Origin of the sequence: Tenacibaculum finnmarkense genomovar ulcerans (genome assembly GCF_900239495.1) — a bacterium.
In the GTDB taxonomy this organism is placed as follows: Bacteria; Bacteroidota; Bacteroidia; order Flavobacteriales; family Flavobacteriaceae; genus Polaribacter; species Polaribacter ulcerans.
In genome coordinates, this window is the sequence record NZ_OENE01000023.1 from 34333 (window position 1) to 51944 (window position 17612).

Genomic DNA, 17612 nt, shown 5'->3' on the forward strand with positions numbered 1-17612 from the left:
ATAATTTAATTTACAGCTTTATTCGCCTACAAATTCTAAAATAGTTTTGGTGATAAATACCAACTGCTCTTGATCTAATTCAGTGTGCATTGGCAATGAAATTACTTGTTCAATTAGTTGATTTGTAACTTTAAAATCAGCCTCATTATAGCGTTCGTCTTTGTAAGCTTTTTGAGCGTGTAATGGCACAGGGTAATAAATCGCATTTGGAATATTATTATCTAATAAATGCTGGTGTAATTCGTTGCGTTTTCCGTTGGTAATTTTTAAAGTATACTGATGAAAAACATGTGTTGAAAAATCGCTAATTGTTGGCGTAATAATATTCGGATTGCTAGCAAAAGCATTCGAATAGTAAGTAGCTGCTTTTCTACGAGCATCACAAAAACCGTCTAATAAAGGAAGTTTTATTTCTAAAACAGCGGCTTGCAAACTGTCTAAACGAGAATTTACACCTACAACATCGTGGTAATAACGTTTGTACATTCCGTGGTTTACAATTCCTCTAATAGTATGTGCTAAGTCGTCATCATTGGTGAAAATAGCACCACCATCGCCATAACATCCTAAGTTTTTAGAAGGAAAAAATGAGGTTGTTCCTACGTTTCCGATAGTTCCGGATTTCTTCTTTGTTCCGTCGGTAAAGGTGTAATCGGCACCAATTGCTTGGGCGTTGTCTTCAATTACAAATAAATTGTGTTCTTTGGCAACTTGCATTACCGCTTCCATATTGGCACATTGCCCAAATAAATGAACAGGTACAATGGCTTTTGTTTTTGGCGTAATTGCCTTTTTTAAAGCCTCAATATCCATGTTAAAAGTAGCTGCATCAACATCAACTAAAACAGGGGTTAATTTTAATAAAGCAATAACCTCAACAGTTGCAGCAAAGGTGAAATCGGCAGTAATTACCTCATCTCCTTGCTCTAAGCCTAAGCCCATCATCGCTATTTGTAAAGCATCGGTTCCGTTGGCACATGGAATTACATGTTTTACGTTTAAGTATTTTTCTAAATCAGAAGCAAACCCTTTAACTTCAGGACCTCCAATATAATAGGCGGTGTCTAAAACGTTTTCAAAAGCTTTGGTTACTTGTGGTTTTATTTTTGCATATTGACCTTGTAGGTCAACCATTTGAATTTTTTTCATCAGGAAAATGAATTTGTTGAGCTTCAAAAATACGAATTAAATTTCTGTTATCTTTCATCAAATTAACTCATAAATTAAGCGAAGGGAGTTCGTTTTTATACTCCTGTTAAAAACTTTTTTTAACAGGCATCATTTTAAGATGTTAACACTGCTTAATTGCTTTAAAACAATAGAAATATTGAAAGTTATTTATAGGTTTAAAGCTAATTTTATTTAATTTTGAGTCTTCTTTATTTTAAAGTGTTTTTTTATTTCTTTATGTTTTAAACTGCAAAAATTTTCAAATGAAATTAGATACAATTGATAAAAAACTTTTAGTATTACTCCAAAAAGATAGCAAACAAACTACCAAACAGCTGTCTTTGCATTTAGGTTTATCGGTAACCGCGGTTTATGAACGAATTAAAAAACTAGAAAGAGAAGGCGTAATAACCCAGTATGTTGCCTTGCTAAATAAAAATAAAATTGAAAAGGATTTTTTAGTTTTTTGTCATATAAAATTAGAGAAACACACCAAGGAATATATTCTAGTTTTTGAACGAGAAATTAATAAATTACAGGAAGTAACCGAGTGTTTTCATGTAAGTGGCGATTATGATTATATTCTTAAAATTTATGTGAAAGATATGGATGAATATCGTGAATTTATGGTACACAAATTAACTGCTTTAAAGCATATTGGTAGTACTCACAGTACTTTTACTATTGGGCAGGTTAAAAATTCAAACACTATTGTTTTGTAATGTTTTTTGTTGATACCGCTAAAAAAGCCTCACTATTTAAAGTAAGGCTTTGGTGTTTATCTAACTATTTTTGATGATTTATGTTATTTTTTACTACCTTCTTTTGATGGTTTTGCAAGTTCTCTAATTTTTATTCTGAAAGCTGCAAATAATAAGGTCATAAATGGGCTTAACCAGTTAAACATGGCAAAGAAAGCGTAATCAACTACTGGTACGCCTAACACACCTGAATGATACGCTCCACAAGTATTCCAAGGTATTAAAACCGAGGTTACTGTTCCTGAATCTTCTAAAGTTCTACTTAAATTTTCAGGGGCTAATCCTTTATTTTTATAGGCTTTTGCATACATTTTTCCTGGTACCACAATGGCTAAATACTGATCCGAAGCTGTAAAATTTAAACCGATACAGGTTGCAACTGTACTGGCAAATAATCCAAAAACAGAATCAAATAAACCAAGCATAAAACTGCTTATTCTTGCCAATGCGCCAATGGCATCCATAATACCTCCGAAAACCATCGCTAATAAAATTAACCAAACCGTTCCTAGCATTTTTTTCATCCCGCCTGCGGTAAATAAATCTTTTAAAACCTCGTTATCGGTAGCTACTGAAGTTTCTACGGTAATTGCCTGCATCACACCTTTATATGCCGATTTAAAATCTAAACTTTTTACCCCTGCAATTTGCGCCACCACATCTGGTTGAAATATTAAAGCAAAAATTCCGCCTAAAAGTGTTCCTCCTAATAAAGCAATTAAAGGTGGTGTTTTTTTGGTTATTAAAACAATTACAAATACGGGTACTAAAAATAACCAAGGTGTAATATTAAACGCTTTGTCAATATCAGCAAGCATTCCTTGTGTGTCAGCTTCGCCTGTAGCTGTTTGAGTAAATCCTAAAATGATAAAAAAGATCATCGTTATTATAAAAGTCGGAATGGTCGTGTAGGTCATATAGCGGATATGGGTAAACAAATCGGTTCCTGCCATTGCGGGCGCTAAATTTGTAGTGTCGGACATTGGCGACATTTTATCACCAAAATAAGCACCCGATAAAACAGCTCCTGCGGTCATTCCTAATGAAATTCCTAAGGCATCACCAATCCCTACCAATGCGATACCAACGGTTGCCGATGTTGTCCATGAGCTACCTGTCGCTATTGATATTACAGCACTAATTATTAAACATGCTACTAAAAATATGGTGGGGTTTAAAATTTGTAATCCGTAGTAAATCATCGAAGGAATTATCCCGCTAATTAGCCAAGTTCCTGCCAATGAACCTACCATCAGCAAAATTAAAATAGCTCCTGCGGTTGATTTGATGTTTTCGGCGACTTCTTCCATCATTCTTTTATAAGAAACCTGGTTCTTAAAACCTACAATTGCGGCTACAGCGCCTCCTAATAATAAAATAAATTGATTACTTCCACCCAAAGCATCATCTCCATAAACAAAAACATTATACGCCAACATTGCTATTAAAGCAAACACGGGAATTAAAGCTTCCCAGATATTTAACTCTTTATTTTCAATTATTTTTTGGTCGCCTGTTTTAATCTCAGAGATGTTTTTACCGTCTTGCATTTATAGTTTTTTTAGATATGTAATGTTACGATATTACTAAGAAGTACGCAAATAGAATCAGTTTGTAACATAATTAGTAGTTAAATTACACTAATTTGCTTAAATTGATTAATTTTACTAGAAAATTATCAGATAAAATCACTTTTAAAAAACGTTATTTTATTAAATAAACCAATTCCAAACCACACCAAAACGAATGGTAAAATCTCGATATGGGGTATTTGGTGCCGATAAATAATTTTTATCTAACACAAAAGAACTGATGTTGTCTGCCTTAAAATAAATACGAGTTCGGCGCACTCTTGCATTGAAAAATAAATCAACTGTTGGATATCCTATTTCGGTATCATTTTGCAAGGTAAATTCAGCCAATAACGGATTATAAGCATTCATTTTATACTTAGAAAAGTATTTAAAGGTTGCGCCTATTTGCACAAATAATGGTTTTCCTTTAAACCAACTATCGGAATAATAAAAGGTGTTTCGTGTTACCAATTCGGGCACTCTAAAAACTTGATTTCCGCTGGCAACTTTTTGATACATCAGTGTGTTGTCTAAAGCAAATTTACCTAGGGTAAATTCTTTGGAAACTTTCGCTTTTAAATAATTAACACTTCCTGAAAATTGTTTTGGCAAATTATTTTGATCAAAATAGGTGTAGTTGTCAATATTGGTAATATCTAAAGATCCGTTTATCCATTTTGAAGATAAAACACCTCCTAAATTTCTAGTCCCTACCAATTCAAAATTATGTTCCCAATTATAATCGTTATAAGTACTTTGATGTAGTAAAAAATTAAAATTTGGGCGTTTATTGCTAATTTCTAAATGCGCTTTTAAAGTAATAATACTGTCTTTTTTGTAAAAAGCTTCGGCTTTTAAGTTGTTCCCTGAAAGCCTAGCATTGCCTGGTGTTATATTTGCAAGGGCGTTTACATGAAAGTTTTTAATTTTTCCGTTCCAACTTGCACCAAAAGAAACCGCTTTTCCTATTAATTTATTTTTAGTGATGCCTACCACATTATTTTGCAAATTATCGTAGCCATATTTATAGGTTGTATAGCCTGTTTTTACACTGAATTTCCCTAAAATATATTTTGAATTAAAATCTAAAAAAACCGAATTATTATAACGTAAATAAGAGGTTTTATCGTTAATATTATTTGCTAAAATTGTTTTTCCAAAAATAAGGGGCGTTGCTGTAATTTGATTAAAAGTATAATGTTTTGAACTTCTAGTAAATGAATGTCCTATTTTTAAATTTGAAAAATCTTTTTGATGCAAACTATCTTTAGAGGCTAATAATTTAAAGGTATGTTCAAAATACAAGCGTTTTGCATCTAGCTTATTTTGAGCATCGATTAATTTGGTATCTAACCTACCTCTATCTTTACTAAAATTAGGATCATCATTAAAAAAAGCAGTTAATGAATCGTCTGTTAAACCGCCATTTTCTTGGTTTAAAATATCTTGATTTACCGCATGACCTCGAATCGCATACTGCTGTTTTGGGCTTTCATAGCTAAAACTAACCCTAAAATTACCCGAACTCACCAACGAACGCCTGTAAGCGCCTAACGATCGAAGCCCTTTGTAGGCAACCCCTACGTTAAATCGCTTTGAAAAATTACTTGTAAATAAAATATCTAACACCTGCCCTTGTTGCAAACCTGTTTTGTACATTGCCTCTGTAGTGGGCGTTGGTACGTGGTAATAATTTACATCTTCCTTTTCAAAAAAATTAAATTGTTTGGCACGAAAACCAATGTCAGGAAATGATGAAATATCGGTAAAATCATAGCCTAAATTGGTAAACGTTTGCCCCTGATTATGAAAACCTAATAACTCAAAATTATCTTTTCTTAAAAAATTGAATTTATAATGTTTTTGAATGGTTAAAGTGGTGTCAACAATGGTGGTATCGTTTTTAAATGATATAATTTTATAATCGGTATATTTGGTTTTCCCACTAAGTTTTACGTTAATTTCAGTATCAGAAATTGAATCTAAGTTTTGATTCAAACCACCGCCATTAAAATTAGCCATCCCACCATCTAACTGCCTTATTTGAGCATAAAACAACTGAACACTTAGTAAACAAAAAAACACTATAAAAATTCTCTTCATAAGCACAAAAGTAAAATAATTAAACGACAAAAAATGTGAATAATTTCTTTGAAAACTGTTAATTTGTAGCATGCTGAAATTAAATTATAGTCAATACACATTAGAAACAGGAACAGACGAAGCTGGTAGAGGCTGCTTAAGCGGCCCTGTAGTCGCTGCTGCTGTTATTTTACCTGAAAACTTTAAACATGAATTATTAAACGATTCCAAACAACTTTCAGAAAAAAAACGCCAAGAATTACGCCCATATATTGAAAAACATGCCCTAGCGTATGCCGTGGCATTTGTAAGCCATCAAGAAGTTGATCAAATTAATGTTTTACAAGCATCAATAACAGCAATGCAACGCGCTATTGCCAAGCTTTCGCCACAACCCGAATTTATAATTGTCGATGGAAATAAATTTAAACCTTATAAAGATATTCCGCACCAAACCATTGTAAAAGGCGATGCCAAATTTATGAGTATTGCTGCCGCCTCTATTTTGGCAAAAACCTATCGAGACGATTATATGGAAAAAATCGATAAAGAATATCCGCAGTATAAGTGGAAAAAAAACAAAGGCTACCCAACAAAAGAACATCGAAATGCAATTCGTGAGTTTGGGATTACCCCTTATCATCGCAAGACTTTTAAATTACTACCCGAACAACTAAAATTAACCCTTTAGTTTTTCTATTTTTGTCATCCAAATAACTTACAATAACTTAAGAAAATGATTAAAAGAACACGCGCAGAAATTAGCAAATGTATTATTCATAAAGTAGCGAATAAATATAATAGTGGGAAAAATGAATTCTCAGAAAGTTTAGTTCGTTTTGATGAAGAAAGCTATGAATTATTAATGCCTTTTTTATTAAAAAACTTTGGAACAGTAACCCAAAGTTACCGTTTTAACCATCATGCAGACGTTCGTTTAAACGAAATTAACAAATACACTTCTGATATTTTTGATGACAATGCTACCTTTATTGAGCATTCAAAAAATATTGTAAACCACTTATATGAGCAGTCCAATTCGGCAAATATAAAAACGGGCGATGTGCTAGTAGTTTACTTTGAAAACATTGAATATAAAGATATTTTAACCAATGCCGTTGGAATTTTTAAAATTGAAAGTAAGGTTGATTTTTTACAAACCTATTTAGATGATGAAAGTTTTGATGTCGTAGTTCAAAAAGGAATTTCAACCAAAAAACTAGACAAAGGCTGTTTAATTGTAAACTCTACCGATGCCGAAGGAACCGTAATTTTATCTGTTGATAATAATAATTACGATGCCCAATATTGGATTAAGAATTTCTTAAACGCAAAATTTGCAGATGATAGAAATTTACATACTCAAAATTATTTAGAGATGTGTAAAGATTTTTCTGAAGAAATTATAAAGCCTGAATTTGGTAAAAAAGAACAAAGTAATTTCTTAGCAAGCACGGTTGATTATTTCAAAGAAAATGAAAATGTAGATTACCACGGTTTTAAAGAAGAAGTTTTTGAAGATGAAAAACATCAAGGAATGTTTGAAGACTACAAAAAACATTTTGAAAAGCTGAACGACGTTTTAATCCGTAATAATTTTGAAGTTTCAGACGTTGTTTTAAAGAAAGAAAAAAGCAAGTTTAAAACCGAAATTAAGTTAGACACCAACATCCAAATTAAAATTGATATTGATGCGCCCGATGCTTCTTCTGATTATTTAGAACAAGGCTACGATGAAGACAAAAAAATGAAATATTACAAGGTTTTTTACAATACTGAAAAGTAAAAAAATAGTTATATAAACAAAAAAGCTGAAGATTAAATCTTCAGCTTTTTTTATATTTTAAAAAGTAAAACACCTTAAAAAAGAATAAAAACTACTCTTTTTCAGCCATTTTCTTTACATAATCGGTAATAATTACAATCTGCGTAGGACCAACTTTTCCTTCAATAAAATTAGCATTTTCATGATCTAAAGAAATTCTACGAACCGCAGTTCCTTGTTTAGCCACCATGCTAGATCCCTTTACTTTTAAATCTTTAATTAAAACAACAGAATCACCCGCTTGTAAAATAGCACCGTTTGCATCTCTGTGAATAATTTTTTCACTTTCCTCTAAATGATCACCACTTTCTTTAGCAAAACGTAAATCAGCATCTTCTAAATACAACATATCTAGTAAATCTTGAGGCCAACCTTCGTTACGAAGTCTTGATAACATTCTCCAAGCAACCACCTTTACAGCTCTATACTCACTCCACATACTATCATTTAAACAACGCCAATGATTAGCTACGGTATTTTCAGGATTATCAATTTGGTCAACACAAGTATTACACGCTAATAAACTTCCGTCAACACCACCAGTTTGCATTGGTTTTACTTCATAAATTGATAAATTATCTTTTGAAGCACACAGTTCGCATTGCTTTGCACTTCTATCTTCTAACTCTTGTAATAAACTCATTTTTTTTACTATAAATTATGGACTGTAAAAGTACATTATTATTTTATCAGAAATGAATCTAAAATGAATTTAAAATAGGTTACAGATAAATTATTTGAAGCTGTTTCCCGCTTTTCGCACTCGCTTTTTTTGAAGAAAAATCAAAAAAGAGCTCAAACAATTGCTACAATCGGGGCTAGGAATTTGTGCTAATTTCATAGTAGTGCATCAGAAAAAATTACCAGTAGTTTATCAAAAAAAAGCTCGTTTATTAAAATATAATTCAACTATTACTAAAATAACAACAAGCTAATAATCAATATGTTGATAAAATTTCAAGCTATATTTTTATCAAAAACAAATTAATAAAGTGTTATAAGTAGGTTTTAAAGCCAAATAATCGATAATAAACCTAAAATTTGTTCCAAATCATCCATTTTGCATGATTTAGGACTCTATATATTAGTAATACAGATATATTGCAAGTGTAAGAAATCCCCCGAAAAAACAAAAACCTTGATACGTAAGCATCAAGGTTTTTATTTTTAAAAAATAGGTCTTATTTAACTATATTATAAAAACTCATAAATAAAGAAACATCACTTTATTTTATTCAAAATAAATATCAATCAATCCTTTAGGAGTTTCTACTTCAATAACTTTATTAGCTCTATCTACTTTCTTAATAAAATCATCAATCATAGGAATAAAAATTTCTCTATCACCATTTTCGATTTCAAAAAGCGGTTGCGCAGCTTTATCATTTATGTATGCTAAAGTACCTACTTCACCAAAGTTTTTATCAACAATAGTAAAACCGATCACCTCATGATAATAAAACTTGTTCCCTGAAAGTTTTGGCAATAAATTTAAAGGCAAATAAATTCCTGCTCGCATAATGGCATCTGCATCTGCTTCAGTATCTACATCTTCAAATTTTACGCGAAACATAGTACTTCTAGTTAAAGAAGATTTTTCAATAAAAAAAGGAACCAGATTATTGCCTAAATCGACAAAAACTGATTCCAAATTTTCGTAAAGATCGGGTTCATCAGTATCTAACTTGATTACTACCTCTCCCTTAAAACTATGTTTTTTAACGATTTTGCCAAGATAAAAGCAATCTTCTTTTTGCATCATCATTATAGTACCGTTTTTTTATTCTTCGCTATCTGCATTTTCAGCAACAACTTCTTCAGTATCTGCAACAGGAGTGTTAGCAGCGATACGTGCAGCGTTTACTGCTTTTTCAGCTTCTAAAGCTTTTGCTTTTGCATCTGCTTCAGCTTTTGCTAAACCATCAACTTTACTAGCAACAATACCAGTTTTTTCTTCTAACCAAGCTGCAAATTTAGCATCTGCTTGTTCTTGTGTTAAAGCGCCTTTTTTAACTCCACCAGCTAAATGCTTTTTTAATAAAACTCCTTTATCAGATAAAATAGTTCTAGCAGTATCAGTTGGTTGTGCTCCTTTTTCTAACCATGATACAGCTACATCAACGTTTAAGTCAGTAGTTGCAGGATTAGTGTTAGGGTTATAAGTTCCAATTTTTTCTAAGAAACGTCCATCTCTTTTAGCTCTTGAATCAGCAGCTACTACCCAATAAAAAGGTTTTCCTTTCTTTCCGTGTCTTTGTAATCTAATTTTTACAGGCATAATTTTAATTTTTAAGGTTCTCGACCTTTAGTATTAATAAATCTTATCATCTCGTGATAAGCGGCTGCAAAGGTATCATTATTTTTTTACTAAAAAATAAAAATTTAACTTTATTGCAACAAAAAAGAGCCTGATAAACAAGCTCTTAAGAAAATAAGTAACGGTTAAATATTATAAAACTCTAACATCAACAGCGTTTAAACCTTTTTTTCCTTCTTTAAGATCAAACTCTACAGTATCACCTTCTCTAACCTCATCGATTAAACCTGATACGTGTACAAAATATTCTGTGTTTGTTCCTGTTTCAGTAACAAATCCAAAACCTTTAGATTCGTTAAAGAACTTAATTGTTCCTTCTTTCATTGTAAAAAATATTATATTAAATATGAAACAAATATACCTTTAATAATTTACTATAAATTGATTTTTCTATCAAAAAAACAAAAATTAACACCTACATAACAATTAATTATCAATTAGTTATCAATTAGTTATCATTTTAATTCCTTTGGTAAAATAGCTTGTATCGTAAAAGCAGGTTAATAACTTGTGTGGTAAACACCGCAAATTCTTTGTATTTTTACATTTTACTTTTATCTAAACACCTCACACCACTCTCGATGTATTTAATTTTTGATACTGAAACTACCGGATTACCAAAAAACTGGAACGCACCTTTTACAGATACTGATAATTGGCCAAGAGCAACCCAAATTGCATGGCAATTGCATGATGAATTAGGAAACTTAATTGAACATCATGATTTCCTTATCAAACCTGAAGGATTTAATATTCCTTATGATGCGGAGCAAATTCATGGTATTTCTACTGATTTAGCCCAAGAACAAGGAATTGAACTTCCTGAAGGTTTGGCTTTATTTAACGAAGCATTAAGTAAAACCAAATTTGTGGTAGGTCAGAATGTAGGTTTTGATTTAAATATTATGGGTTGTGAATTTCATCGTTTAGGTGTCGATACCATTTTAAATGACCTCCCTATTTTAGATACTTGTACAGAGCAAACCGCTAAAATGTGTCAAATTCCTGGTGGTCGTGGCGGTAAATTTAAATTACCTACGCTAACAGAATTACACAAACATTTATTTGGTTTTGGTTTTGGTGATGCTCACAACGCAACTGCCGATGTAGAAGCAACAACACGTTGTTTTTTAGAATTGGTTCGTTTGCGTCAATTTACCAAAGAACAATTAGATGTTTCTGATGATTTCTTTGATAATTTCAACAAGACCAACCCTACTCCTATTCAAGTAATCGGATTAAATCACTTAAACTTAAAGAAAGAAAGTGAAAAAATTCGTGCAAGAATTGAAAAAGCAAAAGGTGTTACAAAAACCATCAGTACTAATGAAGGTTTAGCAAAATTAGAAAACGCCAGCTTTGCACACTTACACAATCATACACAATATTCTGTTTTACAATCGACTATTCAAATAGGAAACCTTGTAAAAGCAGCTGCTAAAGATAATATGTCGGCAGTAGCAATGACCGATACTGGTAATATGATGGCGGCTTTTCATTTTGTACAAGCGGTTTTAAATCATAATAAATCCGTAGAAACAGCAAATATTGAAGCCATTGAAAAAGGAGAAACGCCAACGCAAAAACCGTTGAAACCTATTGTTGGTTGTGAATTTAATATTTGTGGAGATCATACCAATAAAAGTCAAAAAGACAACGGTTATCAAGTTGTTTTATTAGCAAAAAATAAAAAAGGATATCACAATTTAGCAAAAATGTCATCTATCGCTTTTGTCGATGGATTTTATTATATCCCAAGAATCGACAGAAAAGTAGTTGAACAATATAAAGAAGACATCATTGTGCTTACAGGTAGTATCTATGGTGAAGTTCCTAGTAAAATATTAAATGTTGGTGAGGCACAAGCCGAAGAAGCACTTCTTTGGTGGAAAGCACAATTTGGTGATGATTTATACATCGAATTAATGCGTCATAATCAAGACGATGAAAGAGTTGTTAACGAAACACTTTTAAAATTTTCAAAAAAACACAATGTAAAAACAGTTGCCTCTAACAATACTTTTTATTTAGATAAAAAAGATGCCAATGCTCATGATATTTTATTGTGTGTAAAAGACGGAGAAAAACAAGCTACTCCAAAAGGACGAGGACGAGGTTATCGCTACGGTTTACCAAACGATGAATATTACTTCAAATCATCCGAAGAAATGAAAAAATTGTTTGCAGATCTTCCTGAAGCAATTATAAATATTCAAGAAATTGTTGATAAAATAACGCCCTACACCCTAGCTCGTGACGTTTTATTACCTGCCTTCGATATTCCTGATGAATTTAAAGATGAAAAAGATAATGAAGACAAAGGAAAACGTGGTGAAAATAATTTTTTACGTCATTTAACCTATGTAGGTGCAAAAAAACGATACGGAGAAATTACAGAAAGTATTCGTGAACGTTTAGATTTTGAATTGGAAGTAATTGAAAAAACAGGGTATCCAGGATACTTTTTAATTGTTGAAGATTTTATTCGAGAAGCAAGAAATATGGATGTTGCTGTAGGTCCTGGGCGTGGTTCTGCGGCAGGTTCGGTAGTTGCTTTTTGCTTATGGATTACAAATATTGACCCAATTAAATACGATTTACTTTTTGAGCGTTTCTTAAATCCTGAACGTGTATCAATGCCCGATATTGATATTGATTTTGATGATGAAGGACGTGGACGTGTAATGGATTATGTAATTGATAAATATGGTGCAAATCAGGTAGCGCAAATTATTACTTACGGAACTATGGCGGCAAAATCTTCTATTAGAGATACCGCTCGTGTTTTAGATTTACCGCTTTTTGAAGCAGATAGAATTGCCAAGTTAATTCCGGGAATGAAGCTGAAGAAAATATTTTCTTTAGATGATAAACAACTAAGTGAAAAACTTAGAACCGAAGAAATTGAATTAGTAAACGAACTAAAAAGACTTTCTAATGGTTCTGATTTAATGTCGGAAACCATTAATAAAGCGCGAATTTTAGAAGGTTCTGTTCGAAATACAGGAATCCATGCCTGTGGTGTTATTATTACGCCTGACGATATTACAAAATTCGTACCTGTTGCCTTGGCAAAAGATTCCGACATGTATGTAACCCAGTTTGATAACTCGGTTGTAGAAGATGCTGGTTTATTAAAAATGGATTTCTTGGGATTAAAAACGCTAACCTTAATTAAGGATACCGTTAAAATTGTAAAAGCACGTCACGATGTACTTTTAGACCCCGAAACTTTTCCTTTAGATGATGTAAAAACCTACGAACTTTTCCAAAGAGGAGAAACTGTTGGTATTTTTCAATATGAATCTCCAGGAATGCAAAAACATATGCGTTCTTTAAAGCCGACTGTTTTTGAAGATTTAATTGCCATGAATGCCTTGTATCGTCCAGGTCCGATGGAATATATTCCTTCTTTTATCCGAAGAAAACACGGAGATGAAGAAATCGAATATGATTTACCAGCAATGGAAGAATATTTATCGGAAACCTACGGAATTACGGTTTATCAAGAGCAAGTAATGTTATTATCACAAAAATTAGCCGATTTTACAAAAGGTGAAGCCGATGTTTTACGTAAGGCAATGGGTAAAAAACAAATTGCGGTACTCGATAAAATGAAACCTAAATTTGTAAAACAATCCATAGCAAACGGGCATGATGCTAAAAAATTAGAAAAAATTTGGACGGATTGGGAAGCCTTCGCATCGTATGCCTTTAACAAATCACACTCTACTTGTTATGCTTGGATTGCGTATCAAACAGCTTATTTAAAAGCACATTATCCTGCCGAATATATGGCAGCAGTGCTTTCAAATAACATGAATGATATTAAATCTGTTTCATTTTTTATGGAGGAATGTAAACGTGCAGGAATTACCGTTTTAGGGCCTGATGTTAATGAATCATTTTCTAAATTTTCAGTAAATAAAGAAGGTGCTATTCGTTTTGGAATGGCAGCTATTAAAGGTGTTGGAGGACTTGCAGTAAAAGCAATTATTAACGAACGAGAAGAAAATGGTACTTTTAATTCTGTTTTTGATGTTGCTAAACGAGTAGATTTACGTGTAGCAAATAAAAAAGCATTTGAAGGTTTAATTTTAGCGGGTGGTTTTGATTCTTTTGGAACTGCACACAGAGCACAATATTTTGTAGAAGATGAAAAAAATCAAAAATTTATAGAGAAAATATTGCGTTTTGGAAACAAGCATCAAGAAAATTTAAACTCGGCGCAGGTATCATTATTTGGAGGTGGTTCTGAGGAAGAAATGCCAGAACCAATTATTCCACTTTGTGATACTTGGGGAACTATGGAACTATTAGGAAGAGAAAAAGAAGTCGTTGGTATTTATATTTCTGCGCATCCGCTAGATGATTTTAAAAATGAAATGAAGTTTTGTAACGCCAAGCTTTCTTACTACAATGATTTGCCTAAATATGAAGGAATGGCATTGACTTTTGGCGGAATTGTTACCGATGTACAACATCGAATTTCGAAAGCAGGAAAAGGATGGGCAACATTTTTTATTGAAGATTATACTGAAAATTATGAATTCAGAATTTTTGGCGAAGAGTATTTAAAATTCAAACACTTTTTAGATATTAATTCATTTTTATTTGTAAAGACGATGGTAAAACCAGGTTGGACAAATAGAGAAGGCATAAAAGGAGAACCAAGAATTAGCTTTACTGATTTTTCTATTTTACACGATATTATGGATAAACTCTGTAAAAAAGTAACCATAAGGATGCCTTTAAAAGAAGTGACTGAAAACCGAATTAAAAATTTACAGCATTTATGTACCACCAATAAAGGTTCTCAGAACCTGCACTTTACTATTTGGGATGAAGAAGAAAAAATAAAATTAGAAGCACCTAGTAGAAATACCAAAGTTAAAATAACCAACGAGTTTTTAAATACTTTAGATCAACAACATATTAATTATAAATTGAATTAAAAAATGCTACCAACTTATAACAATAGCACTGATTTACTCGTAAATGTAACTAAAAATAATCTTTATAGTAAGCTGATTATACAGCTTACTAAAGATTTTAGTTTGGCAAATTCTACTTTTGAAATACCAGAAAATACCACGCCTGATGTTTTAACAAAAACACTAAATAACACCCTAAAAAACTTAATTTTAACCGATTCAAAAACCTTTCAAAGTCTTTTATATATTGTTGATGTTCCTGAAAATATGCTTTATAAAATTGACACTTCAAATATTGATAACTATACCGAAACTGTTGTTTTTTTAATCTTAAAAAGAGTTTGGAAAAAAATCTGGTTTAGCGCCAATTATTCCCGTTAATTAGATTTTTATTATTTAATCTTCTTTAATTATTGATGGAAAAATCATCGGGGCAATTTTTTTAACAGGGCTGTATAAAATAGATTCTGCTAAGTTTTCTTTGGTTACAAAAGGAATGGTATCGTTCATTTTTCCGAAGAAAATAAAAGCGACACTTAGTATTAATCCAATTTTTAAAGCACCAAAAACACCGCCCAATATTTTGTTTAAAATTCCTAAAGAAGCAAAATCAGCAACTTTAGTTAGCACTTTTCCCAGTAAAGATATTACGATAATAATAACAATAAATGTTCCTGCAAAAGCGGTTAAAGAAATGTATTTTTCATCCCAAGAAACACTGCTTGCTAACCAATCTGAAATAAAATAAGAAAAATGCATCGCACCATAAACTCCTGCAATTAAAGCGACCAAAGAGGCTACCTCAACAAATAATCCTTTGAGAATTCCTCGTACAAAACCAAAAATTAAAAGAACAGCTATTATAATATCAAAAATATTCATAAGTATAAAAATAAGGGTTATAAAATATCGTTTAAAAAATAGCATCTCAATTAAAATGTTATGCCTTTAAATTGTACACCAAATATACATAACTCAGTTGTATCTTTGTCTATTCAAAAAACACAGATGTCAAAAGAAGTTAACTTAAAAGAAAAATGGGATTTTCTGATAAAAAATTTATCAGAACAATTTGCCGATGGTGATACCTTAAATGTCGATGCTGTTATCTATTTAATTGGGGTGCAAGAGCTTGGACAAGGACAACGACCGTTTAAAAAAGATGAAAAGGTAAACTTAATGCACATTGCTATTTGTAAACTTTTAGAGCCTTACGGATATTATGAATTTGATTTCTTTGATCCTGACGGTTGGCCACACTATAAAACCATCACCGAATTACCGAGTTTAAAACCAGGAGAACAAGCGGTTTTAATAAAGGAAGCTATTATTCATTATTTTGAACTAGTAGACTTTTTTAAATAAAAACACTGTTAAATGTTTATTTAAAAGCATAAATAGCACTATTATTTTAATAAAATGATAAAAAAATAAAAGTGGTACACTTCTTGGAAAGAAGTTCGTAAATGACTAGTTTTAAATATTAATTCAACTCTTATAAAATATACTAATGAAAAAATTACTGTCGCTATTAATACTTGCTACTTCAATGGTTAGCGCCCAATATACAATTAAAGGAACAATGACGCCTCCTGAAAAAAGTGACTGGGTTTACCTGCATAAATTACAAGGAGCTAAGCCGAAATTTATCAGCAATACAACTATAAAATCGAACACCATTGTTGTTGGTGGAGAAAAGCAAACCTTAGGTAAATTTGAATTTACCCTACCTGAAGATGCACCTGTTGGAGCCTACAGAGCTACCTACCGAAATAAAGGTGCCGGGTTTGTAGATTTCTATTTCAATAAAGAAAATATTGAATTTATATTCAATCCTAAATACCCTGGGCAATCTGTTGTTTTTACAGCATCTAGAGAAAATAAACTATATACCGAATATTTACAATCTTATGCTTTAATCCAAAATAAAATTGACGAAAATCAGGTTGATTATATTAAAAATGGAAATAAAGAGACTAAAAAAGCATATAAAGTAGCCGTAAAAGAATTAGAAGATGTGCAAGATATTTATGAAAATAAATCAGACGGTATGTTGGTGCATAATTTTATTGAAGCCTCACAGCGTTATAACCCGTCTAGTCCTATTGATAATATGGACGAATATCTTTCTTCTACAGTTAATCATTTTTTCAAATATATTGACTTTAATAATGAAGCCTTATACAACTCTTCTTTTTTAGTAGATCGTATTGCTGATTATGTTTTTTACTTAAATTATTCTGATAATAAAGAATTACAACAAAAACTACTTAAAGAATCTATTACAAAGGTAATGGACAAACTTTCTGGTGTTCAGTTAAAAAAATCAGTAACCGTATTTTTAATTACTTCTTTAGCTGAAAAACGCAACGGTCCAATAGTAGATTGGATGTTTGAAAACTACTATGACGAGTTACCTGAAGAAGAAATTGATCCTGTCTTTAGAAAAGAAACCTTACAGTTTTTAAATGCTACCGTTGGTAGAATAGCACCTGATTTTTCATGGAAAGAAGCAGGTAAAGAACTTAGATTATCAACCTTAGCTGATGGTGAAAAATATTTATTAATTTTTTGGAGTACCTCTTGCCCACACTGTACTAGAGACATTCCTGAATTACATACCGAAATGCAAAAATACAATGAAGTATCGGTTGTATCATTTGCTGTTGAAAACTACAAATCAACAGATTGGAATGAATTTCAAAAAAACCTACCTTATTGGCACAATGCTATGGGAACGCATCCTACCTATAAATTTGACAACGAAACCATCGTTAAATACAATTTAACAGGAACGCCTTCTTATTTTGTTTTAGATAAAGACAAAAAAATAATTGCGATACCAAACGACTTAGAAGATGTTAAAAAGTATTTCGCAAAACAATCAGAATAACACATTTATTTTATAAATACGTTGATTAAAATAACAAACCCAACAATTATATGTTG

General features: G+C 31.7%; 15 protein-coding genes. 7 read left to right on the forward strand and 8 right to left on the reverse strand.

What is annotated here, in order from left to right; translation table 11 throughout:
- Nucleotides 1-18 precede the first annotated feature (18 nt).
- Nucleotides 19-1149, reverse strand: a complete 1131-nt coding sequence (locus DPIF8902391_RS07660; protein WP_058885907.1) for a DegT/DnrJ/EryC1/StrS family aminotransferase — start codon at nucleotides 1147-1149, stop codon at nucleotides 19-21.
- A gap of 284 nt (nucleotides 1150-1433) precedes the next feature.
- On the opposite strand from DPIF8902391_RS07660, the gene DPIF8902391_RS07665 reads away from it, so the two are divergent.
- The gene (locus tag DPIF8902391_RS07665; protein WP_058885908.1) at nucleotides 1434-1892 is read left to right on the forward strand and encodes an Lrp/AsnC family transcriptional regulator; all 459 of its coding nucleotides are present in this window, start codon (nucleotides 1434-1436) and stop codon (nucleotides 1890-1892) included.
- 83 nt (nucleotides 1893-1975) lie between these two features.
- Here DPIF8902391_RS07665 and nhaC read toward each other — a convergent pair whose 3' ends face one another.
- Both nhaC and DPIF8902391_RS07675 read right to left on the reverse strand, forming a co-directional pair.
- Nucleotides 1976-3481 carry a Na+/H+ antiporter NhaC gene (gene nhaC / locus DPIF8902391_RS07670; RefSeq protein WP_172505486.1) on the reverse strand — a complete coding sequence of 502 codons (1506 nt, stop codon included), beginning with the start codon at nucleotides 3479-3481 and terminating at the stop codon, nucleotides 1976-1978.
- A 162-nt stretch (nucleotides 3482-3643) separates the two neighbouring features.
- Nucleotides 3644-5608, reverse strand: a complete 1965-nt coding sequence (locus tag DPIF8902391_RS07675) for a putative porin (RefSeq protein WP_058885910.1) — start codon at nucleotides 5606-5608, stop codon at nucleotides 3644-3646.
- A gap of 70 nt (nucleotides 5609-5678) precedes the next feature.
- Here DPIF8902391_RS07675 and DPIF8902391_RS07680 point away from each other — a divergent pair, with 70 nt between their 5' ends.
- A complete protein-coding gene (locus DPIF8902391_RS07680; RefSeq protein WP_058885911.1) occupies nucleotides 5679-6278 on the forward strand; it encodes a ribonuclease HII in 600 nt (199 codons plus the stop codon).
- 45 nt (nucleotides 6279-6323) lie between these two features.
- Nucleotides 6324-7373, forward strand: a complete 1050-nt coding sequence (locus DPIF8902391_RS07685) for a nucleoid-associated protein (RefSeq protein WP_058885912.1) — start codon at nucleotides 6324-6326, stop codon at nucleotides 7371-7373.
- A gap of 91 nt (nucleotides 7374-7464) precedes the next feature.
- On the opposite strand, the gene DPIF8902391_RS07690 is transcribed toward DPIF8902391_RS07685, so the two are convergent.
- From DPIF8902391_RS07690 to DPIF8902391_RS07705, 4 genes are all read right to left on the reverse strand, one after another.
- On the reverse strand, nucleotides 7465-8055 hold the full coding sequence (locus DPIF8902391_RS07690; RefSeq protein WP_172505487.1) for a PhnA domain-containing protein: 591 nt from the start codon (nucleotides 8053-8055) through the stop codon (nucleotides 7465-7467).
- Between the two features lie 588 nt (nucleotides 8056-8643).
- The gene (gene rimM, locus DPIF8902391_RS07695; protein WP_058886315.1) at nucleotides 8644-9171 is read right to left on the reverse strand and encodes a ribosome maturation factor RimM; all 528 of its coding nucleotides are present in this window, start codon (nucleotides 9169-9171) and stop codon (nucleotides 8644-8646) included.
- Between the two features lie 21 nt (nucleotides 9172-9192).
- Nucleotides 9193-9690 (reverse strand): 30S ribosomal protein S16, encoded by a 498-nt coding sequence (locus tag DPIF8902391_RS07700; protein WP_058885914.1) that lies wholly within the window; start codon nucleotides 9688-9690, stop codon nucleotides 9193-9195.
- Between the two features lie 171 nt (nucleotides 9691-9861).
- Complete coding sequence (locus DPIF8902391_RS07705; protein WP_058885915.1) at nucleotides 9862-10053, reverse strand: cold-shock protein; 192 nt, start codon at nucleotides 10051-10053, stop codon at nucleotides 9862-9864.
- 257 nt (nucleotides 10054-10310) lie between these two features.
- Here DPIF8902391_RS07705 and dnaE point away from each other — a divergent pair, with 257 nt between their 5' ends.
- Together dnaE and DPIF8902391_RS07715 are read left to right on the forward strand one after the other, a co-directional pair.
- On the forward strand, nucleotides 10311-14684 hold the full coding sequence (gene dnaE, locus DPIF8902391_RS07710) for a DNA polymerase III subunit alpha (RefSeq protein WP_172505488.1): 4374 nt from the start codon (nucleotides 10311-10313) through the stop codon (nucleotides 14682-14684).
- Between the two features lie 3 nt (nucleotides 14685-14687).
- Nucleotides 14688-15044 (forward strand): hypothetical protein, encoded by a 357-nt coding sequence (locus DPIF8902391_RS07715; protein ID WP_172505489.1) that lies wholly within the window; start codon nucleotides 14688-14690, stop codon nucleotides 15042-15044.
- Between the two features lie 15 nt (nucleotides 15045-15059).
- On the opposite strand, the gene DPIF8902391_RS07720 is transcribed toward DPIF8902391_RS07715, so the two are convergent.
- Nucleotides 15060-15545, reverse strand: a complete 486-nt coding sequence (locus DPIF8902391_RS07720; protein WP_101955527.1) for a CvpA family protein — start codon at nucleotides 15543-15545, stop codon at nucleotides 15060-15062.
- Nucleotides 15546-15671: 126 nt separating this feature from the next.
- On the opposite strand from DPIF8902391_RS07720, the gene DPIF8902391_RS07725 reads away from it, so the two are divergent.
- Both DPIF8902391_RS07725 and DPIF8902391_RS07730 read left to right on the forward strand, forming a co-directional pair.
- Nucleotides 15672-16028, forward strand: coding sequence for a hypothetical protein (locus DPIF8902391_RS07725; RefSeq protein ID WP_058885919.1), 357 nt, complete (start codon nucleotides 15672-15674; stop codon nucleotides 16026-16028).
- Between the two features lie 145 nt (nucleotides 16029-16173).
- The gene (locus tag DPIF8902391_RS07730) at nucleotides 16174-17556 is read left to right on the forward strand and encodes a TlpA disulfide reductase family protein (RefSeq protein ID WP_058885920.1); all 1383 of its coding nucleotides are present in this window, start codon (nucleotides 16174-16176) and stop codon (nucleotides 17554-17556) included.
- The last annotated feature ends 56 nt before the right edge of the window (nucleotides 17557-17612 follow it).